20 protein-coding genes are annotated in these 21,261 nt (G+C 56.2%); 12 read left to right on the plus strand and 8 right to left on the minus strand.

Going from position 1 to position 21,261, the window contains the following annotated elements; genetic code table 11:
• The first annotated feature begins 70 nt into the window (after positions 1–70).
• Both ligD and QE453_RS24260 read left to right on the plus strand, forming a co-directional pair.
• Positions 71–1,123 (plus strand): non-homologous end-joining DNA ligase, encoded by a 1,053-nt coding sequence (gene ligD / locus QE453_RS24255; RefSeq protein WP_309778487.1) that lies wholly within the window; start codon positions 71–73, stop codon positions 1,121–1,123.
• Positions 1,124–1,178: 55 nt separating this feature from the next.
• On the plus strand, positions 1,179–1,952 hold the full coding sequence (locus QE453_RS24260; protein ID WP_309778489.1) for an SOS response-associated peptidase: 774 nt from the start codon (positions 1,179–1,181) through the stop codon (positions 1,950–1,952).
• A 27-nt stretch (positions 1,953–1,979) separates the two neighbouring features.
• Here the strand turns inward: QE453_RS24260 and xth are convergent, their stop codons facing one another.
• From xth to QE453_RS24280, 4 genes are all read right to left on the minus strand, one after another.
• Positions 1,980–2,780, minus strand: a complete 801-nt coding sequence (gene xth / locus QE453_RS24265; protein ID WP_309778491.1) for an exodeoxyribonuclease III — start codon at positions 2,778–2,780, stop codon at positions 1,980–1,982.
• A gap of 3 nt (positions 2,781–2,783) precedes the next feature.
• Entirely contained in the window at positions 2,784–2,960 is a 177-nt protein-coding gene (locus QE453_RS24270; protein WP_113414344.1) for a DUF3606 domain-containing protein, read from the minus strand.
• A gap of 316 nt (positions 2,961–3,276) precedes the next feature.
• On the minus strand, positions 3,277–3,801 hold the full coding sequence (locus QE453_RS24275) for a hypothetical protein (RefSeq protein WP_112569309.1): 525 nt from the start codon (positions 3,799–3,801) through the stop codon (positions 3,277–3,279).
• Between the two features lie 69 nt (positions 3,802–3,870).
• Positions 3,871–4,089, minus strand: a complete 219-nt coding sequence (locus QE453_RS24280) for a ribbon-helix-helix domain-containing protein (protein WP_162706934.1) — start codon at positions 4,087–4,089, stop codon at positions 3,871–3,873.
• A gap of 367 nt (positions 4,090–4,456) precedes the next feature.
• On the opposite strand from QE453_RS24280, the gene QE453_RS24285 reads away from it, so the two are divergent.
• Complete coding sequence (locus QE453_RS24285; protein ID WP_162706933.1) at positions 4,457–4,705, plus strand: GIY-YIG nuclease family protein; 249 nt, start codon at positions 4,457–4,459, stop codon at positions 4,703–4,705.
• Positions 4,706–4,721: 16 nt separating this feature from the next.
• A complete protein-coding gene (locus tag QE453_RS24290) occupies positions 4,722–6,020 on the plus strand; it encodes a DNA sulfur modification protein DndB (protein ID WP_309778495.1) in 1,299 nt (432 codons plus the stop codon).
• 44 nt (positions 6,021–6,064) lie between these two features.
• On the opposite strand, the gene QE453_RS24295 is transcribed toward QE453_RS24290, so the two are convergent.
• Positions 6,065–7,258 (minus strand): cysteine desulfurase family protein, encoded by a 1,194-nt coding sequence (locus QE453_RS24295; protein ID WP_309778496.1) that lies wholly within the window; start codon positions 7,256–7,258, stop codon positions 6,065–6,067.
• 94 nt (positions 7,259–7,352) lie between these two features.
• On the opposite strand from QE453_RS24295, the gene QE453_RS24300 reads away from it, so the two are divergent.
• The 6 genes from QE453_RS24300 to QE453_RS24325 all read left to right on the plus strand — a co-directional run bounded on the left by QE453_RS24300 (position 7,353) and on the right by QE453_RS24325 (position 14,610).
• On the plus strand, positions 7,353–8,345 hold the full coding sequence (locus tag QE453_RS24300; protein WP_112569301.1) for a DUF4007 family protein: 993 nt from the start codon (positions 7,353–7,355) through the stop codon (positions 8,343–8,345).
• A gap of 203 nt (positions 8,346–8,548) precedes the next feature.
• The gene (locus QE453_RS24305) at positions 8,549–11,725 is read left to right on the plus strand and encodes an ATP-binding protein (protein ID WP_309778499.1); all 3,177 of its coding nucleotides are present in this window, start codon (positions 8,549–8,551) and stop codon (positions 11,723–11,725) included.
• A 9-nt stretch (positions 11,726–11,734) separates the two neighbouring features.
• A complete protein-coding gene (locus QE453_RS24310; RefSeq protein WP_112569297.1) occupies positions 11,735–12,580 on the plus strand; it encodes a phosphoadenosine phosphosulfate reductase family protein in 846 nt (281 codons plus the stop codon).
• A gap of 9 nt (positions 12,581–12,589) precedes the next feature.
• Entirely contained in the window at positions 12,590–13,540 is a 951-nt protein-coding gene (locus QE453_RS24315) for a protein NO VEIN domain-containing protein (protein WP_309778502.1), read from the plus strand.
• Complete coding sequence (locus tag QE453_RS24320; RefSeq protein ID WP_112569293.1) at positions 13,541–13,966, plus strand: hypothetical protein; 426 nt, start codon at positions 13,541–13,543, stop codon at positions 13,964–13,966.
• Positions 13,963–14,610: a methyltransferase domain-containing protein gene (locus QE453_RS24325; protein ID WP_309778504.1), complete on the plus strand. Its 648-nt coding sequence runs from the start codon at positions 13,963–13,965 to the stop codon at positions 14,608–14,610. The genes QE453_RS24320 and QE453_RS24325 overlap by 4 nt, the downstream gene beginning before the upstream one ends.
• On the opposite strand, the gene QE453_RS24330 is transcribed toward QE453_RS24325, so the two are convergent.
• From QE453_RS24330 to QE453_RS24340, 3 genes are all read right to left on the minus strand, one after another.
• Positions 14,588–16,876: a DNA sulfur modification protein DndB gene (locus QE453_RS24330; RefSeq protein ID WP_309778506.1), complete on the minus strand. Its 2,289-nt coding sequence runs from the start codon at positions 16,874–16,876 to the stop codon at positions 14,588–14,590. The genes QE453_RS24325 and QE453_RS24330 overlap by 23 nt on opposite strands.
• A gap of 1 nt (position 16,877) precedes the next feature.
• Positions 16,878–17,519, minus strand: a complete 642-nt coding sequence (locus tag QE453_RS24335) for a hypothetical protein (protein WP_112569287.1) — start codon at positions 17,517–17,519, stop codon at positions 16,878–16,880.
• A gap of 394 nt (positions 17,520–17,913) precedes the next feature.
• Positions 17,914–19,053 (minus strand): RHE_PE00001 family protein, encoded by a 1,140-nt coding sequence (locus QE453_RS24340; RefSeq protein ID WP_309778509.1) that lies wholly within the window; start codon positions 19,051–19,053, stop codon positions 17,914–17,916.
• A 192-nt stretch (positions 19,054–19,245) separates the two neighbouring features.
• Between QE453_RS24340 and QE453_RS24345 the strand changes: the two genes are divergently transcribed.
• Both QE453_RS24345 and QE453_RS24350 read left to right on the plus strand, forming a co-directional pair.
• The gene (locus tag QE453_RS24345; RefSeq protein ID WP_034499261.1) at positions 19,246–20,391 is read left to right on the plus strand and encodes a site-specific integrase; all 1,146 of its coding nucleotides are present in this window, start codon (positions 19,246–19,248) and stop codon (positions 20,389–20,391) included.
• Positions 20,392–20,504: 113 nt separating this feature from the next.
• Complete coding sequence (locus tag QE453_RS24350; protein WP_309778511.1) at positions 20,505–20,900, plus strand: AAA family ATPase; 396 nt, start codon at positions 20,505–20,507, stop codon at positions 20,898–20,900.
• Positions 20,901–21,261 lie beyond the last annotated feature (361 nt).

A 21,261-nucleotide genomic window follows, 5' to 3' on the forward strand; every position in this document is an offset into this window, starting at 1 on the left:
GTTCGGTGGATAGCGGGGATGAATGCATGGCGTGGCAATGTTTTTAAGAGTTTTGTGCTGAACTCTTCCAATGACGAAGCCCCCGAGATCAAAACCGCTCCTTCGTGATACCGAAGCTCCGATCCGCTCAAAGCCGCGGCGGAAGCGCAATCCCGCACAGCCACAGCTTCTGTTCGATCCGATGCCCGATCGCGTCGAGCCGGCGCTTGCTGAGCTGAAGGCCCATCCGCCAAAAGGTGACCAATGGAGCTGGGAGCTGAAGTGGGATGGTTACCGGCAAGCGGTCCACATCGAACCGACCGGGGTCCGCATCCTCACCCGCGGCGGTCATGACTGGACCCACCGGTTTCCGGCAATTGCTGAGGCAGCGCGAGCGCTCGGACCGGCGACCATGATCATCGATGGCGAGGCGGTGGTGCTTGACGAGCAAGGGCGGTCGGACTTCGGGCTGCTGCAGAAATCGTTGGGCGCTTCCGGCAAGACCGCTGGCCGTCGAGCTTCTGATGCCATCCTTTACGCCTTCGATCTTATCTACCTCGACGGTCACGATTTACGCAGCGTCGAGTACCGATCGCGCCGCCATCTTCTTGAGGACACGCTGAACGACAAAGATGGCGCCATCCGCCTGTCGGAAACCATCGATGCCGACGCAAACGTCCTCCTCGAACATGTGCGCGGCCTTGGCCTCGAAGGCATCGTCGGCAAGCACCTCGATCAGCCCTATCGTTCCGGCCGCACCGGCGACTGGGTCAAGGTGAAATGCGTGGAGAGCGAGGCGTTCATGGTTGTCGGCTATGAGCCATCCACCGCATCACCGGGCGGCTTCGCATCGCTGGCGCTTGCTGCCTATCGTGAACACGATCTCGTTCATGTCGGAAGCGTCGGTACGGGCTTTAAGGAAGCCGAGATGATCAGGCTGCGCAAGATGCTGGATAAGCTCCGCTGGAAGCGAAAGCAGCCGCCTGTGCCCTTTGTCGGGAAATCAGAGATAATCTGGGTAGCGCCGACCCTGATTGCAGAGATCGAGTTCCGGGCGTGGACGGGGGACGGCAAGCTGCGGCACGCTTCCTACAAGGGCCTGCGGGAACGGCAGGACAATGCCGACGTTTACAGGCTCGACTAGCGACGCAGGCGAAACCTGACAAACTGCATTCGGTCGCAACGGAGGAATTGCTGCCATGTGCAATCTTTATCGCATGGAAGACAAGGACTGGGTCTCGAAATGGGCTCAGGACGCCGAAAGCTTTATCAACCTGATGCCGGCCTACCAGATGAACCCCGACCAGATGGGGCCAATCGTCCGCAACACGGCTGACGGAAAGAAGCAGCTCGTGCATGCGCGATGGGGCATGCCCTCCCCTCGCTTCGCCCTGGAGAAGACGGCCAAAGCCAGGGCCGAGAAGCTCGCGGCCAAGGGTAAGCCCTACGATCTTGAAGAACTGATCCGCATGGAGCCGGATCGCGGCACGACCAATGTCCGCAAGCTTAATTTCCACCACTGGACGCGGTGGTTCGGCGTCGAGCACAGATGCCTTGTTCCGATTACTAGCTTTGCCGAACCGGACCCGGCGAGCAAACAGGCAGATGGCAATGTGCCAAATGCCTGGTTTGCGCGCGACGAGGCAAAGTCGCTGATGTTCTTCGCCGGTATCCACGTGCCGCAATGGAAAAGTGTCCGGAAGGTAAAGGATGGAATGACCACGGACGATCTCTATGGCTTCCTGACCACGGATCCCAATGATCTCGTCAAGCCAATCCATGAAAAGGCCATGCCTGTTCTGCTGCTGACGAAGGAAGAAACCGATATCTGGATGCGGGCGCCTTGGGACGAGGCTAAACACCTCGCGCGCCCACTATCAGATGACGCGCTTATCATCCTGTCACGTGAACCTTATGGATCATCGATCGTGTCGAAATCTGGCGAGCCGGTGGAGCAAGGCAGCCTGCTCTAACCCGCCTGCCCTTTCAAAGGAGATCGATTACTTCATTCTCCGCTTCTTCACCGGTTCAGTCTGCAGCTCTATCCAGACGGGCGCGTGGTCACTGGTGTGGTCCCATCCGCGCACATGCCTGTCGACCTCTGCGTTGGAGAGCATTGCCGCAGCTTCGGAACTCAGCAGGAAGTGGTCGATCCGCAACCCCGCATCGCGTGCGTAGGCATTGCGGAAGTAGTCCCAGAACGTGTAAATGCGTTCGTTCGGATGAAGATGGCGGAGAGCATCGGTCCAGCCTTGATTGACCAGATCCCTATAGGCTTCCCGCACTTCCACGCGAAACAACGCGTCGTTCGTCCAGCGCTCCGGCTTGTAGACGTCGATCTCTGCGGGCATGACGTTGTAGTCGCCCGCGAGAACCACCGGGACCTCCAGTTCGAGCAGCTCGGCCGCATAGTCATGCAGCCTCTTGAACCAACGGAGTTTGTAATCGAATTTCGGTCCGGGATAAGGATTGCCGTTCGGGAGATAGAGCCCACCGATGACGATGCCATTGACGATTGCCTCGATGTAGCGGCTATGTTCGTCTTCCGGCTCACCGGGCAGACCTTTTCTCATAAGGTGAGGCTCCTGACCCTTGGCAAGGATTGCGACGCCGTTCCAGGACTTCTGGCCCTGCCAGACGGCACCATAGCCGGCGGCTTCGATCGCCTTGATCGGGAACTTATTCTGCGGCGCCTTCAGTTCCTGCAGACAAACGACGTCCGGCTCGGCCTCATCTAACCATCGGAGAAGAACTTCGAGCCGGCCGTTGACGCCATTGACGTTGTAGGTCGCGAGCTTCACCGATCAGTGCCGGCCGATTTCCTGCTCGACCTTTTTGCGAGAATTACCGGCGCTCTTCACAGCCTTCTTGACCGTATCCTTCGAGACGCCTTCCTTCTTCGCCTCGTACCGGACTTCATGATCCTGTCCGCCAGCGACCTTGGCTCGATCCTGTGCTCTGCCCCGCGACGTGGTTGCCATTGCATTTCTCCTGATGGGTTCCGTCACCGGAAAACGGAGTCTAATTCAAGAAGTTCCATCTTGTTGGCGGCGCACAATCCCCAAGCAAGTGCGGTACCGGATAGCGACGCTCAATCTCCCGCCCCGGAAGTCCGGTCAGGTCCTACGCCCGTGCCAATGCCGACAAGCAACAAAGCTGCGAGCACTGAAGGAATATCGGATGAACAATTGCGGCTGCCACCTGAACCCAGTGCTCGGTGCTAGCGGGCTTTGGTCCCAGACCGATCTGAAGTTTCTATCCTGCCGCGTCGCCCGGACCGTGGGCAACCCGATTCTTTCAAGCCTTGAAAACGATCACGTCCCGTCGGTCGATTAGCCATTGCGTAGCGCGATGACGTCTATCGCCAGCAAAAATATTGGTTCTATTTTTACGTAGGCTCGGCTTGAAGGGATCGCTGTCGAGGAAGGATATGCGTGTTGATCCAGGTTCTCGAAACGCAACGATCCAATGATGGCTCGGCTTCGTCATTCTCAAGATCACGCATCGCGTGTCCTCTTCAGCAAAGAACTCGTCGAAGCTTATCCAGAAATCGGCGTTAGTCGTGGGGACGAACTGCAAAAACGGGTAGAAGACGCGAACTGTATCGCGCGCTCCAGGAAGCGAAAGACACATGGTCAGCATCCGCTGCAGATCACCAAACGTCGTGCCTTCCCACAACAAGTTCGGCCAGCGCCTGATGGACGGGGAAGAACACGCTGCGATGAACATCTCTTCTTCCCGACCGGACATGCCGCAATAGGCCAGCGCATTGACGATCGCGTAAGGGCCACACAGACCATCGAGATTTCCCTGAAAAGCCATCGTTACCGCCTGCCTATATGCGTTGTTGACGCAATTCTCAGAATTGGCAGGCCCTGATGTCCGAAATCCCTAATTGCGCTGCCGCGCTGCTCCGCCACGTGGAAGGGCCTCTTCGCGCGCCAGCCGGTCTTTGCCGTATTTTTCCAGAAGATCATTCACGGCCTCCGCCAGTAGCGACTGCTGGGTCCGCCCCTGATCTACGGCAACAACTTTGATGGCCTTGATAACGTCCGCTGTAAAATGCGCGGATATTTGGGTTAGCCCTTCGCGGGAGGGTGGTCGCTTCATGGCTCGATCTCGAGATGGTCCCCACCTCCTTAACCCGCAAGAAAGTAATGTCAACGAATTGTTCAAGTGTTTAAATGTTAACACTTGAACACTTGAAGAATCTTTTCTTGTTTGCACAAATTCTATTGACGTTTCCTCAGACATAATTCATGTTTGCACAAACAAACTTGTCGAGGCTGCAAACATGGCGTCTTTTCGAATTCGAACCGGCTCGCGCGTTGCGGCCGATTCTATTCAACTGAAGCAAGAAATACAGGATCAAAGGATCGACAGGCTACTGAGAACCGAGCTTTCGTGGAGCCCGGACGGCTCAACGGAGTTAGCGATGGCTTGTGAAATATTTGTCCCGTCAGACTCTGGGGTCTACATGATTCATGATCTGCGCGGCGCCCTCTACGTCGGCTTGTCACGCAATTTGCGCAAGCGGTTCCGTCAGCATGATCATCTGCGACGCAACCGACTCCTTCGCCTCGCGCTGGACAAGCCGGTTGGCATCCTCAAATTCTCTTGGCGCCTTGTCGATGATGAGATGGAGCGCGTTGAACTAGAGCGCCATCTAATTTCGATCCTGCAGCCGGTTTGCAATACCCAGCTTCTGAATATTCCAATCCTCTAATCCAGGGAGACTTCGCATGGCACTATTAATTCCGGCCATCAAAGGCAAAATCGGCAATACCGAATACTTTGAGACGACAATGCGCGTTCGCGACCTTGTTCAGGCAGTCCGCAGGCCGTCTGAGCTCGACGAATGGGCAAACTTCAGTATTGAAGAACGGATGCAACGCGAGCTCGACGACAAGCGGGTCCGCGAGCAGATCGTTCCGTATCTCACCCGCAACGAAGACCGCTTCTTTGGGTCAATCATTGTCCTCGTTTACAAGGGAGAAGTCACGTTCGAAAATATCGCAGATCTCAAGATCAGCGTACCGGGCGCTTACCGCGCTAATGCCAGTCGCATTGGATTCGTGACAATCGATGGCGGCAGCTTGATCGTACTTGACGGCCAGCATCGACTTGCCGCGCTCAAAAGCATCTACGAGCCCAAGCAGGAAGGCGTCACCTATGGGCCATACGTGCAAGATATTAACGATGACGAGGTGTGCGTCATCTTTCTAACACATGAAGACCCGGTGAAGACACGCAGGATCTTTAATACAGTCAACCGGTACGCCAAACAAACAAGTCGCGGCGACAATATCATCACCAGTGAAGACGATGGTTATGCGATCGTCACTAGACGCCTTTTGAGGGACGACCAGCCGCTTGGAAATCGGGAGGTCAACGGGAAGCCGTTTGAAGTCGTCAATTGGAAGAGCAACACGCTGACAACACGGAGCAAGCAGCTCACGACAATCAGCGCAGTCTATGAAACGGCTCAGATCATCCTAGGCTCCAATCACTATCTTGCGCAGACAAGACCTGACGAAAGCAAACTTGATGAGGATACCGAGACGATCGCGACCGTCTGGAAGCAGATCCTCTCCGGTATCGACGCCTATCGCGATGCACTTGAAAATCCGGAAACGATACCCTCGATGCGCGATGAGAGCGGAGCTTCGTCCCTTTTGTTCAAACCGGCGGCGCAGATCGCCTTAGTCAGAGGGCTATGGACCGCAACCTTTAAAAACCGCCTGAGTCTTAGCGAAGCAATTGCACGTGCAAACCAAATTGATTGGCGCATGCAGTCCCCCATCTGGGAAGGTGTTCTAATCAAAGCAAGTGGCGCCATAGATGCCGGCTCCGAATCGAAAACAAGAGCTGCGAATTTAATCGTATGGTTGATTGCAGCGGATGTCCTGACGACGGAGGAGAGGGACGCGATACACCGGAACTATAACCAAGCGTTCGGTATCGACATGAACGACGAGACAAGCAAAAAAACCGCTCGTTCGCTCCCGACGCCGATTGTTGCGCCGAGAGAAGCAGCCTGAGAAAAGAAGGCGCGGTCGGCGACCGATCGCGCCTTTACAGGTACTTAGACAAACTCGCCCGCGGCATCGTTCATGCCGGTCAAAGCATCCTTTAACGCGGCTATCGTCTCATTGATATCTTGCTCTTGCGTAAAGCGCCCGAAGCTCAAGCGAATGGCCGCTCGCGCTTGAACAGCCGATTGCCCCATTGCAACGAGGACATGCGAGGGTTCTGGAATTCCCGACGTGCAAGCCGAGCCGCTTGCCCCCGCCAATCGCGGGTGTGCGCGTGCAAGCAATAGCTCTGCCTCAACCCCTGGGATGCGTATGTTCAGATTGCCAGGGTGGCGAAGTTCGGTTGTGCCGTTGATCAAAGCCGAAGGAAACTCTGATTGCAGCCTGGCAATGAGCATAGATTGTAAACGTCGCATTCGCGCCACGTCGGCATCCCGTTCTTTCGCTATTATAGCGCAAGCCTCTCCAAGCCCGACACATAGGAAGGTCGGCAACGTGCCCGGCCTCAAACCGTCCTCCTGACCTCCCCCGAAGGTTATCGGCTGAATTCGTCGTCTCGCGGACCGGTTCACAAAGAGCCCTCCGATGCCCTTTGGTCCGTAGGCCTTATGGCCGGAAAAGCTCATCAGATCGATTTTAGTGGAGGAAACATCGAGGGCGTGAACGGAAAGTGCTTGCGCGGCGTCAGTGTGAAAAAGCGCTCCGTGGATTTCGCAAAGAGCAGCAACTTCATCGATCGGCTGTATCGACCCGACTTCGTTGTTGATCGTCATGACCGACACCAACGCCGTTTGGTCATCGATGATGCCCTTCAACACCTCAAGGTCGATCAGGCCCTTATCATCCACAGGAATGGTTTGCACATCAAAGCCGGCTTCAGCCAAGGATCGAGCGGCGCCGAGGACACATTTGTGCTCGATGGCGCTGACGATAACGCGGCGCCGACTTGCGTCGGCCGCCCGGGCGGCGCCCAATATCGCGAGATTATTGGCCTCCGTCGCACCTGAGGTAAAGATGATCTCCTCAGGCTCTGCATTGACAAGAGCGGCAATCTTACCGCGGGCGTCATCGATTGCCCGATCGGCCTCCCACCCATACGCGTGATCATTCGCGTGTGGATTCCCATACCCTGATTGTAGCCAAGGCAACATCGAGTCGAGTACACGTGGATCGACAGGAGTCGATGCTTGGTAGTCCATATAGACGCCAAGGTTAGTCCGGCCGGTTCGTACATTCACATCCATGCTAAAATCCGTCGAGCGATGAATTCCCCACTGGCGGCATCGTCCAGGAGAGGCTATATCAAACTGGATAAAGCATCCAGTGAGAATACGCAAAATGGCACGAAGCCTGCTCGAAGAACCTCAGTTTCAGTTACAATTTGCAGGTCATGAAACATTTCCGCTCCGCTACGGTTGGCTGAAGAAGTCTTTTGACGCGGTCGAACAAGCTCTTGCCGATCCCCATAAGGATTCTCGAAGCGTTTTCACAGAAGATCGCGCAATCGCAGACTTCGGCGTCGGCAAAAATATGGTTACGTCTATACGCCATTGGTCTTTTGCCTGTGGAATACTTGAGACATACACAGAGGAAAAATCCTCTTCTGCTCAAGTCCGTCCGACCCGTATTGCGAAACTCCTTTTCGGGAATCACGGTGACCCTTATCTCGAACGACCCGCGTCTCTTTGGCTGTTGCACTGGTTCCTGACATCTGTGCCGGGTCGCGCAACGACTTGGTACTGGGCGTTCAACGAATTTAACGAGCCGACCTTCAGCCGAGATCTGTTAAGGTCCAATCTTGTGCGCCGATGCGAGGACCTTCGCGCATCCAACAGGCTGAAGCATTCGCGTATCAGCGAGTCGACGTTGAAAAGCGACGTACTGTGCTTCATTCGCAGCTATGCAATTAAGCCTGACGCTCGTGGTGGCGGCGAAGAGGACGGGCTTGAGTGCCCATTCACCGAACTCAGCCTCCTCCAGCCGGTGAACATCGGCACCGCGTTTCAATTTCGGCGGGGACCGAAATCTTCTCTGCCTGACGAGGTGTTTCTGTTCGGGTTGATCGCTTTCTGGCAGCAGCTTTGGCCGAGCCGCCGAGAATTTTCGGTCGAAGCCATCACTCACGAGCCCGGTTCGCCCGGCCGCGTGTTCATGCTCGACGAGGAAACCGTTGCGGAGAGACTATCGCGTTTGACTGAACTCACAAACGGCGCAGTTGCCTGGGACGAGTCGACCGGGATGCGCCAAGTCTATGCACCCAATATTATGAGCCTTGATCCATTTCATTATATTGAAAATCTCTATCGTCCTGTAAAAGCGAGGGCAGCATGAACATGTTGGCCTCTTCAGTCCGGGTTCGCCGTCGTTTCCAGCGTGCGATAAGGGTCGACCACGACATCCGCGCTGCAGCTCTTGAAGGTTTCGTTTGCCCCAACAGCTCTGTTGAGGCCATAACCTCAATGCTCCGGCAGATTAAGGAAACTGGCCAGTCGGCCTTTACCTGGACGGGGCCTTACGGATGCGGGAAGTCCAGCTTGGCGATCGCCTTTGCTGCGTTTCTTGGAGATGAAGCGCTGCGGGATGAGGCGAGACTTGCGCTCGGTCCAAAACTTGCTGCTACCATTGAAGCTGAACTCGATCCGGAAGAAAAAGGCTGGGCGATCCTGCCCATGGTTGGAAGTCGCGTAGACCCGGCCGGAGCGATTGCGGAGAAGCTTGGGTTGGAGGTGGGCGACCAGACGCCGCTGAAATCGACGACGGTCGTCGACGCTCTCGTTGAACGATCAATGTCGACACAGAAGGCCGGTCTCGTGCTCATCATCGATGAGATGGGAAAATTTCTGGAAGACGCCGCTTATGGCTCCGGCGATGTTTATTTTTTCCAGCTTCTGGCAGAGGCCGCTTCGCGGACCAAGGGCCGCTTGATTGTTATTGGCATTCTTCACCAAGCCTTCGATGATTATGCTCACCGATTGGGCAGAGAAGTCCGCGATGAATGGCTGAAGATCCAGGGTCGTTACGCCGACATACCGATTAATGTCGCCGGCGAGGAGCAAATTGAGATACTGTCGCGGGCGATTGAGGCCGATAATGCCCCAAAGGACATTTCGGACGACGCAAGGGAGATTGCCAGTGCCATCTCATCCCAGCGCCGGACGAGCCGTACCGATCTGGCGGAGCGGCTCAATGGATGTTGGCCATTGCATCCGACAGTCGCTGTCTTGCTTGGGCCGCTCTCGCGGCGCCGATTCGGGCAAAATCAGCGAAGCGTCTTCGGCTTTCTAAATTCGGCCGAACCGTTCGGTTTTCAGGATTTCCTCGCCACCGTTGATCAAGAAGCCGCGACGTCTTACCCGATAACGCAGTTGTGGGATTACCTCCGCAGCAATCTTGAGCCTTCAATCCTAGCCTCTCCCGATGGGCATAGATGGTCTTTAGCAATTGATGCTGTTGAACGGACAGAGGCTAAGGGTGGTGAAGCCATCCATGTTGCGCTGGTAAAGGCGATCGCCCTCATCGATCTGTTCAAGGAACGTTCGGCGCTCTTACCGTCGAAAGCGGTCCTCGAACATAGCCTCGCGCACTTCGGCGCCCGCCGGATAGCGGAATGCCTCGAAGATCTTAAAGACTGGTCAGTTATCATCTTCAGGCGCCACCTGAACGCATTTGCCATCTACGCGGGCAGCGACTTTGATATTGATGCCGCCGTTGCAGAAGTGCGCGGGCGCCTGCCCGTTATCGATCTAGCCCGGCTCAGAAGTCTGGCACTTCTGCAGCCGATCCTGGCAAAACGCCATTACCATGAGACGGGTGCGCTGCGTTGGTTCGATGTCGATATCTGCGCGCTTTCTGATGGTCCGGCGCGCGCACGCGCGTTTCGGCCCAAAAACAACGCCACGGGCCTGTTCCTCCTTTTGATCGGCTCGGAGAGCGAAACGAACGCCGCCGCAAAACGCCTCTGGAAGGAGACAGCGGCAGCGGCCACCGAATGGCCTGTCGCAGTCGGCTGGACCCGCGACAGTTTCATGATCCGTGAACTGGCTGCAGAATTGATCTGCATGGAGGCCGTCAGAACCGAGCGGTCTGAGCTTCAGGGCGACGAGGTTGCTCGCCGAGAAGTCAATGCCCGCATTGCGCGCCTGTCTGCCGAAGTGGAAGACCGGATCAGCAGCGCTTTCAATCGGGCAGAATGGACTTGGTCGCAGACCATCCTCATTCCTGATGCGAACTCAAAAGCGTCACTGAACAGCATTGCTTCGAAAATCGCCGATCATCGTTATTCGAGTGGCCCGAAGATCAAAAACGAGCTGGTCAATCGTATCAAACCCTCAAGCAATGCTATTGCCGCGCAAAAAGAATTGTTGAAGGCGATGGTCGAACGCTGGCATTTGCCGCGACTTGGCTTCGAGGGCTTCCCTGCGGCTGCAGGTCTTTACGCGTCCATTCTCGAGGCACCGGGTTTACACCGTGCTACAGCTGAAGACGACGCGCGCTTTCACTTTGTCGATCCGCCAGAAGGCGGGGATGCACGACTGCTTCCTTTGTGGAATGAGGCTGACGAACATTTCCTAGGAGCAGGCCCATCGGGCGCTGATCTTTCTTCCCTGTACGATCTCTGGCGCAAGCCTCCCTACGGAGTGCGAGACGGCTTGATGCCTATCCTTGCTGTCGCGTTTCTCATGTCGCGATCCGGTCGACTTTCGGTTTATCTCGATGGGGTATTCCAACCGAGCATTTCTTCGTTGCTCGTCGATCGTCTGGCGCAGGATCCAAAGAGCGTCCGCCTCCGCTGGACCGAGATCGGGGATTTCCATGCAAGGGTGCTGAGCGGCGTCGCCGACGTCGTTGCGGACCTTTCAGGTGGCAACAATCCGACCAGTCATCCAGAAACGATAGAAGTCGCACGCGCTTTGGTCGGCTTAGTTCTCGACCTGCCGAATTGGGTGCAGAGAACAACGTCATTGTCTCCCGCAGCCGCGAAGGTGCGTAATCTCGCGAAGCTAGCAAGCGATCCAAACAAGTTTCTCTTTGATGACCTCCCCTCTATCTATGGCGAAGGGAAAGGGCTTGAGGCGGCGGACGCCGACAGCGTCATCTCCGAGTTGCGGTCCGGGTTGACTGAGCTAGTGCAAGCCTATCCGAAGATGCTTGCCGAATTGGAAGACGTCATGTTGCGTGAGCTCAGGGCGGGTGACCTCGCCCGCCAAGAGCTGCGCGTTGCGTTGGCGAGCAGAGCCCAGGCGGTCAAAGGCTTAACTGGGAACTATCGCCTTGATGCGTTTGCAACACGACTTTCGACCTTTTCCGGCCACGTTTCAGAGGTTGAGGGGATCGCCAGCCTGGCTGCCAACAAGCCACCCAAAGACTGGCTGGACCGAGACATCGATCATGCACGCGTCGAGATTGCCGCTTTGGCCCAAGAATTCGTCAAGGCTGAAGCGTTCGCTCACGTCAAGGGTCGTGAAAATGGCCGCACATCGATGGCAATCTTCATCGGGGACCCCAAACGGCCCTCCCCTATACGCCCTGTTTTTGACGTCGCTCCCGAAGAAGGAGCCACAATAACCGCGCTCGTTGGCGCCTTTGAAAAAGTCCTGAAGGACGCTGGGGTTGGTCGTGATATCGCGTTCGCCGCTTTGGCGGAGCTTGGGTCAAAGCTCGCTGACAGCGATGCCGGCGAGATCAAAGCCCCGCGTCGGCAGCGAAAGTAAGGATACGAAATGGACGGCCTCGATACAAATGTTCGTCATGTCCTCGGCCTTTCGGGAGGGCGCGATAGCGCGGCTCTTGCCATCTACATGCGCCAGAACCACCCAGAGCTTGAAATCGATTATTTTTTCACCGACACGGGAAAGGAGTTGCCGGAGGTCTACGAATTTCTAGTCCGCCTCGAAGGCTTCCTTGGCAAATCGATATTGCGCCTGAACCCTGACCGGACCTTCGACTTCTGGCTCGCTCAGTACAAGAATTTTCTACCTTCACCCAAGACCCGTTGGTGCACAAGGCAATTGAAGATTAAGCCGTTCGAGGAGTGGTTGAAGCCAGAGCTTGAGGGGGGCACGAAGTTCATCAGCTACGTCGCTATCCGCGGCGACGAGGATTATCGTGAAGGCTACTCCTCCACTCATCCTAACCTTTCGGTGCGACTTCCTTTCCGTGAAAAAAATATCGATAAGCAGGGCGTGATCGAGATCCTCGAAGCATCCGGCGTCGGTCTACCGGATTACTACCGTTGGCGCTCGCGCTCGGGCTGCACATTTTGTTTCTATCAGCAAAAGATCGAATGGGTGCGTCTCATGGAAGAGCATCCTGAGGCTTTCGAAGAAGCCAAGCGTTACGAGAAAAACGCGGTTGATCACGGCTCGCCCTTTACGTGGTCTCAGGGTGAAAGCTTGGATGAACTTGCACGGCCGGAACGCGTTGACCAAATACGGCTCGACCATGCTCGCCGTATTGCGCGTTTGCGCGAGAAGCAGCCGCAGAACCCTCTTCGGCCGGACCCCGAACCGCTCGACCTCGACGTTGTGTACGGCTCAGCCAAGGTCTGCATTTCTTGCCACAAATAGGAGTAGGCCGTGGAGAGCGAGGACGACGTCTGGCGCCCATTGCTTGAATCAGTGAAGAAGCGGCGCTCTCACGATGCGCGCTTTTATAAGCCGGTCTGCCTTTATGCGGCTGCGTCACTCATTGACGAGGAAGCGCTCGATCCCGCTGACATCAAGCTAGAAGCGATTCAAAGCCGGTTCAGCGAGCTCGTACATTCCCTCTTCCCAGACCGCGCGCAAATGGGATGGCGCCCTTTCTGGCACTTATCAAATGATGGAGCGTGGTCGTTCACTAAGGCGGGTAAACGCGTAGAGCCTTCAAATTTCGGCGTCGCCCGCAAGCCCGATAGCATCGGACAACTGTTATCCAGGTTCGACAAAGTTTCTGTGCCGGATGAGATGACTAAGATCTGGGCTGATCCTGCTCATCGACGCGCGCTGAAAGACCAAGTTGTGGCGATCCTCGCAAGTGACCCAGATGATGATTGCACGCTAATCGCAGACCACCTTCGTAACGCAGCCGCTGGTACCGGGGCATCGGCGCCGCTGGAAGAGACGTTCGGACAGGGATTTGAGCCCGATCCAATCAAGAGAAAGGCGATTGAAGACCGAGCGATGACCGTTGCCGCAAATTGGCTAACCGCTCGGGGATGGAATGTGCGCGACGTCTCGCAAAGCCGTTCCTACGATCTTCATTGCGTCAGGGGTGCTGAGTCTCTCTTTGTCGAAGTGAAAGGCACGCGAAGCAGTGGCAACGAAATCATCCTCACTGTCGCCGAAAAAAAACTCGCAGAACAGGATCCGGCCTCTATGGCCCTATTCATCGTGTCGTCGATTTTAATCACAGCCTCCCGAGGCGGGTACGCCGCAACAAACGGAGACTTGAAGATCATTCACCCCTGGTCACCAGATGTCCACGATCTTCGACCCATTGCCTATAAGTGCGTTCTCAGACAGACCGACCACGTCTCGGAGATTTAGATGACTCAGCTCACCGACGATCAAATTTTTGAACGAGATAAGGTCTGCTATGAGCAGAACTGCGAGCAATTTCGGGCGATGAATCAGCTGATGTGGCAAGTGCCACTGGTTGCGATCACGGTGACAGGCGGGCTTTGGTTTGCGGCTATCGATGTCGAAAACGCTGCATCCTTCAAGGGTGCCTTGTTCATGCTGGCCGCGGTCCTTGATCTTGCCCTTATCTTCGTGCTGATCAGAGTTCGCTATGTCATGGGCCAATATCTGCGCATGATCGAGGCCTTCAACCCGGGGTCATTTGTCCGTGCCCCTGGCAATGGTCTCTTTACCCGATCACATGTCGTCATTTTCGCTTTCTCGGCGGCACTGCTGATTGCAGCAGCCGCCTCGGTTCTGGGAATTTTCAAACCTGATTGGTTACAGTTTTGAACGCCCCGGCCGACAGTCACCTGGACACCAACTTAGATCGGTCGTCCCGCTATTATAACGACAATGCCGACCGTGTGGTGCAGCTCTATGAATCGGTACGTTTTGAAGACGTCCATGCAGGGATTCTCGATCTTCTACCCGCGCCACCTGGCAAGGTTCTCGATGTGGGTGCTGGATCCGGGAGAGATGCCGCGGCCTTTGCGAAGCTCGGCTTTGACGTGACAGCGGTTGAACCGGCACACCTGCTACGCGGGGAAGCAAAAAAACTCCATCGGAGATTATCAATCGCTTGGGAGGACGACGCTCTCCCTCACCTGCGTAGCCTCGGCGCGCAGACCTTTGATTTGATATTGGTGAGTGCAGTGTGGATGCATTTGCCGGATGGCGCCAGAGGGCCTGCGATGATGCGCCTTCGTCGTTTACTATCGCAACACGGGCAACTGGTCATTACCTTTCGAGAAGGCCCGGCCGATCCAGCCCGAGCATTTTCACCGGTGCACTTGGAGGACGTCCTCGTCGACGCGCAGGCAGCTGGTCTGCGACCGATCCGTCAGTTGGTTGACATTGATCGGCTCGGTCGCGGTCAGTTCAGTTGGCGAACAGTTGTCCTGTCTGCATCCCCTACTCGTCCGGATTCAGATTGATATCGCCCTCCGGCTCGGTCGAAGCAGTTGCCGACACAACGGAACTTGCCTCCTTCATCGCCTTGCGATCAAGCGTCTCTCCACCAAGGTTCTTGAGCAAGCTCGAAAATTGATCGAATGCTTGATCGAAAATCTGCTTCCTCTCTTCCGGACTGAGATCATCCGCCAACTTCTGCTTCTCCAAGCAGAACTGGGTGCGGTGGTGCTCATGGAGTGCAGAAAACACCTCACCTCGGCATAGGGCTCGATCTTCCTCGGTGACAAGCTTCAACGCGCTGTGTGACGGTTTCCAGACTTCCAGAAGGAGATACCGGTATTTGGGCCACTGGTCCGGCTGCATCTCTGATCGAAAGACAACACTACGAAATGTCTGATTGCTAGGGATCGTCTGCCAGATCTCGCGGTCTTCTGCGACCTCGCCGGTAAACACGCGCAGCAGCTTCTTCAGCTGGCTCGGGGTTCGGGGAATGAAAAACTGGTTGACCTGCGTGATATACTCATCGAAGGCCTGCTCACGGTCGACCGGCGGTTCGCCTGCGAGAAGAGCAGTTTTTCTCTCCGCTTTCTCTACCAGCATCAAGAAACCGCAGATCAGAGCCGTTTGAAAGGCAATTGATGTCAGGACGTCATCATAAAGTCGGTTGAGCCACTCCACTGCGCGCGGGACCACGGACCCGTCGTCTTGACGGACCGCCTTCTTGTCGCTGAAGTCAGCGAAGTACCGCGCTGCCCGATCCTGTCGGAACCTGCGAATCGCAGTGTCAATGCGCTGAGCCGTCGCATTGAGCCGAACAGCACTGGCTTCAATCTCCGGCACATCCGTCTTGAAATATTTGTCCTGCAATTTCTGCTTTAGGTTTTGACGATGCGCCTCGAAAACGCGGCCGATACCCTGCCCATTGAGTAGGATCGGTCGCAGCTGGCGATCCTGTTCGGCCTCCAGCTGTTCTCCAAGAGCGAGGACGGCCCGGTTGTGACGGTCATAAGGCGCGAAACGATCGAAGGCCTTAACGATAGTGGCCCCGTATTGGACGTCGAACTGCCGGCCAAGTTGATCGACTTGCTTGGAACTGAAAAGGTCGCGTCGCACCGCATCTGCCGCAGCCGCGCCAAGGATATTTCTCCCATCGAGCCGCTCCAACAAGTCATGCATCTTGGTGCGGATCGAGAAATTGCCAGATCGCGGCCGGATACCCTCCACGGCGCTGCCATTATCGAGCATCATGTGCTCGATAATGTAGTAGATGTGAGGAACACCGGTTATCGCCACTGGCGTTTGAATTTTTTGCTTATTTCCGTCCTGATCCAACTCAATATTCTCGATGCGCATAGCACCGGGGGAAAGACGGTCGCGCTGCTTAATCTCAGACAGCGTCCGCCTCATCAACGCACTGATGATGTCATTATCGTCGAGCAACTTATTGCGTGCGTCCGAAACCTGCCGGGCGGTCTTGTTCAGCGTCAGAAAAATGGACCGGGCAGCCCGCTTCATGTCGAAGTCGCCCGAATAGTTTTCGTCGAGCTCAGGGATGGTGCAAATAATGACGGGTAAATTGATTTCCTTGAGGTTGAACTGATTGATGAAATTCGGCGTCCACGCAGAGTAATATTCGCGGAATGGAGCACGAAGCTCGTCTGTCCACCCGTCTTTCAAATTCCGGTAGATCGCAAGCAGGGCCATGGCGCGGTGCTGTCCGTCGACGATCACCAGTTTTGTTCGAGCTGTGTTGAGGCGCAGCCGCACGAAGTCGTGCATGATCGGCTCACCATCCAGCAACGGCTGTTCAAACTCGAAAACCTCCTTGCCCACAGAGCCGGATCGAATAATGCGTACTTCGTGTTCACGATCTTTCTCAGGTGGCAACATCATCTCTGTAACGACCGGATATTTGCTATCCGGGCGCTTCCGACCCTCCTGGATCGGCATAGCAACGATCACGATCGGCGGGAAAAGCTTGACCATATCTTTGGACTGGTCATCGAGCAAATAGGGCACCAACTCGGACGAAACACGCGCATCGTCGATATCGCGTTGCATAATCTCGTCAAAATCCAGACTGGCGGCATCGAATACCTCCCTCACTGGCGCGAGTGCGCTTAGGAGTTTGTCGTTGGACGACGTCGCAAAATTTAGGCCGACATGCGTCAGCAGATACTTGACCTCCAAGGAGCTCGGCCCCGTTGTACCAGAGCCAACGCGGAACGACCCGACAGAGCCTTCCAGTGTCAAATCGAGGGCTGTTTCCTGTCTCAGCCGAAAATTCATGTCAGTTTCTCCCCAAGAGCGGATAGTGAATACGGTTTAAAATATTTTCGATATCGACATAAGTGCCGTGAGAATCATCGATCACGTTGACGACGACAAAGAGTCTCGTCGGAGGAATCGAGCGACTATGAATTTCCCGAGCAAAGCTGTGATCGCGGCCGTCTTGACTGTCATCATCCCCGACGGGGATCTCGCTGTAACGTTCGATCAGGGTCTTGTGCCTTGCAAGCCTGAATTTCAACCGCTCCGACATGCCGATGTAGAGAGGGCTCGAAAAGCCTGGGGCCGACGCCTGCAAGACGTCTCGAATGGTATCAAGTCTTGCCGGGTTTTCGACGAGCCGCTCTATCAGAGATTCTGAGAGCATTGGCACATGCGCAATCATTCCCTCGTATCGCGGCTTCAATGCACCTTTGAGCCGGGTCTCGTAAGGTTGCTCACGAAAATAGCGAAAGATCATGCGATCCAGAAACTGGCGCAAAGATGCTTTTGCCTGGTCGGTTTTCCCCTGCGATTTAAGCGTCTCAACCTCCGACTTCATTTCTCGAAGGTCGAAGTGGGTGATTTCCGGAATATAGTACCACGCGTAGACGCCGGGGGCGGCAGGTACACTTCCGATCTCGTGCCAACCGTATGTTTTCATCCCGTCGAGGCTAGTCCCATGAGTCGCTTTGGTTGCAAACCATAGATCAGGTCGCTTCCAGCATCTAGCTTGTTTGAGAACTTTTTCAGTGCCTTAGACAGCACGATGCGCATTCCAAAAAAGAACTTGGTCCCGAAATGAGATGCGTTCCCGCAACCTAAACATCGGGCGGCGCTCACGACTTTCGTTGGCACCACAGATTACAGACCACTGTGCTGTATGACTTGTCGGCGGCAGCGTGAAGTCGTTCCCAGAACTGTATTGGCGATGCAAGCAAGCCCATGTCTCTGGTGGATTCGTTGGGGTCGCAGTCTTGGCAACCACGTCGCGGGTGGAAATTGCACGTCTCCTCGAGCCGGCTCGGTCCACATTAACCTAATCTCGCCCAAGCTCGCTATATCACACCCCAGGCCCGAAACCTTCCCCTCCCCGTTATCTCGCGCAAGCCCAGCTCCAAAACAATCCGCCGCGCCGCCTGCGGCGTCATTTCCAGCGCCTTGGCGACCATTCCGGCCGACACGAGGGGTTTCGCCATCACTAGCTCGACCAGCTCCGGCAGCTTTGACGACGTCCGCCGGCCCTCCAATTTTCGCTCCAACAGTGTGCGAGCCAAAACCAGTCGGTCATGTTCTTTCATACCGATCTCGGCTGCCGCCAGAAACCCTCGCATGATCGCCAGCAGCCGTGTCTCCCGGTCGCAATGGCGGCGCCGATCGACGGGGATGGTTTTGAGACCGAGATTGATCGCCGCGAGGTGGGCGTTGGTGGTGATGCCGGCCTGCCGCAAAATCGATGCGGCGAACAATCTGCCGAGCCAGGGCGCGTGCTGCAAAACGGAAAGCTCGTTCCAGGCATCGAGGGCGATCACCGCCTGCAGCACCGCCGGAAGGTCTTGCGTCTGCCGCAGCACGCCGCGCCACTCCTCCAGCCGGGCATCCTCGTCCCAGTCGAGATCATAAATCATGGGGTCTTTGTCTTGAACGCTGCCACCGCCGAGTCGTTTGGCGCTCTCGATCGCGGCCTCCGATCGGGCGAGCATTGCGTCGATCGCGGCATAGTCGACGCCGGGGAGATTTTCGACGTCGTCGGCATCCTCCCCCTCCCCTTCCGCGACGATCGCCACCACCGGCCGAATAACTCCGGCCGTCGTCGCCTCGTCCCCGCCGCCCGACCCAATCTCCGAGGTTTTCCGCAGCGAGCGGATGCCGTCGGCAGAGAGCGCCCAGCACGGCGGCTGCGCCGCAATACGCCGACGGGTGCGCAGCACGTCGCGGGCGATTGTCAGCTCATGGGTCGGTGTGCGAATATCTTTCGTGGCGTCATGGAGAACCAGGTCTTCGAGATGGACGAGTTCGCCGTCGATCCACAGCGATGCGCAGGCGTCGGCAAAATGGGTGCGCTCGATCCATCCCTGGCCGACCGGCGAACGGGCGATGCGGTCGTCCAGACGCGTGAGCGCGAGACCGGCGTCGAAAGCTGGCCGCATCAAGGCTGTCATGCTTATTTTTCCGGTATCGTAAGCCATTGAAATCATGGTAAATGATTTGCTAAACGAACTCTATATGCAAATTATGGTTCCTCACATGGTATGATTGTCGGTTGATGGCCTAACCATCGATAAGTACCTCTTATCGATGGTAGTTGATTTCGCGGCGCAAATCACCGAAAATCGTAGCAAATCCCGGTCCTGACGGCCGCCAGAACGCGCATTCTTTTGGAGCACTCCGTGCCAAAAACATCGCTGACCGCCGTCGAGCGCCGCGCCGAAGAACTCGACACCATCGCATCGGTGTTGCCGCTGGAACGCCGCGACGAACTCGCCGAACTGTTGACCGATGAGGACGTCGAGACGCTGCGTCACCTCGTCAACCAGGGCATGGGCGACAATACGCTGCGCGCACTGACATCCGATCTCACTTATCTAGAGGCCTGGGGGCTGGCTTCGACCGGACAATCGCTACCATGGCCGGCACCTGAAGCCCTATTGCTCAAATTCGTCGCCCATCATCTGTGGGATCCGGAAAAGCGCGCAGGCGACCCCAATCACGGCATGCCCGCCGATGTCGACGAGAATCTCAGGCGCCAGGGTTTTCTGAAATCCATCGGCCCGCATGCGCCTGATACGGTGCGCCGCAGGCTGGCTAGTTGGTCGACACTCACCAAATGGCGCGGTCTTGACGGCGCTTTCGCCTCCCCTGCCCTCAAACAGGCGATCCGGTTGGCAGTTCGTGCTGTTCCCCGAAAGCGCCGTCGAAAAAGCGCAAAAGCGGTCACAGGGGACATCCTGCAAATGCTGCTAGCCACGTGCGCAAGTGATAGCCTGCGCGACGTTCGCGATCGGGCGATACTGATGGTCGCCTTTGCCTCGGGTGGTCGCCGACGCAGCGAGATTGCCTCATTGCACGTCGAGCAACTGACTGTCGAGGCTCCGATCGAAGTGCCCGACAGCCCTCCCCTCCCCTCTCTCGCCATCCATCTCGGCCGGACGAAAACAACCACCGGCGAACAAGATGAGATCGTCTACCTGACGGGCCAGCCGGTGGAGGCGCTTAATGCCTGGATGGCAGTCGCAGGCATTGAAAAAGGCAGCGTGTTTCGGGGGATTGGCAGGTGGAATACAGTTTCGAAGCGGGCGCTCGACCCGCAGTCGATCAATGCCATTCTCAAGCAGCGCGCCAAAATGGCAGGGTTGGAGCCAGGGGAGTTTTCGGCGCACGGGTTGCGGTCAGGGTATCTGACGGAAGCCGCCAATCGCGGCATCCCCCTCCCCGAAGCAATGGAACAGTCGCGCCATCGATCGGTGCAGCAGGCTTCGAGCTATTATAACAATGCTACGCGGAGAAGCGGTCGGGCAACCAGACTCCTAACATAATTGATTTTCCTCCTTGCAATCACGGAACACAACTCCATGAACGCATGGCTGATTAAACGAAGAATTGAAGCCGAACTCCAACACATGGTCAACGAAAGCCCTGCGGGGCGCTGTTGGGACGTCGTCAGGTCGGTAAAGCGACATCGGCAGGCAATATTGGCGAAAGCCGGCCCTCGACTTATCTCGATCTGGAGTCGGAGGCGGATTGGGCCAAACTGGCGGAACTAGAACTCTATCTTGCAAGCCTTTGTAACAAGCTGGTCATCCGTGACGAAGTTCATCGCCTGCCAAACGCATTCCAAATTCTGCGGGGCTTGATCGATCGCAATCGCCCTGCCGGACGGCGAACTGGCGAGTTTCTGCTACTTGGCTACGCTTCGATCGACCTCAAACAATCCGGGGAAGCATTGGCTTGCCGCATTGCCTATCCTGGAATGCAACCCGTCGATGGGGTAGAAGTGCCGGACCACACGCTCGACAGGCTTTGGTCACGTCGAGATTTACCGTAACCGGTGTTCTGCCCCCACGTTGCCTGCACTCGCCTGATCTGTGATCGACGTTCCATGGACGAGGGACAAGGAGTTTCTCCATGGAGACTACACCGGAGGTTCTCACGACGCGGCGCGGGCGACGTGAGGCTCATCGCCAATGGCCGGCCGCGGAACAGGACCCACTTGCGGGCGTGAAGACCTCCAACATCCTATTCGCAAGCGACGGAAACGGAAGAATTCAACAACACTGAAGCCCATTCTGCGGCCATCGCGCAGCTCGATCTTCTGGGTGGTGCTTTGACGCGCTTTACTAAATACGGGGATGCTTGTTGCCGATGCAACGAGCCCCGCCCCCTCTCCTCCTCCGCAAAAAGCGGCT

It is taken from the genome of Agrobacterium sp. SORGH_AS_0440, assembly GCF_031453135.1.
In the GTDB taxonomy this organism is placed as follows: Bacteria; Pseudomonadota; Alphaproteobacteria; order Rhizobiales; family Rhizobiaceae; genus Agrobacterium; species Agrobacterium pusense.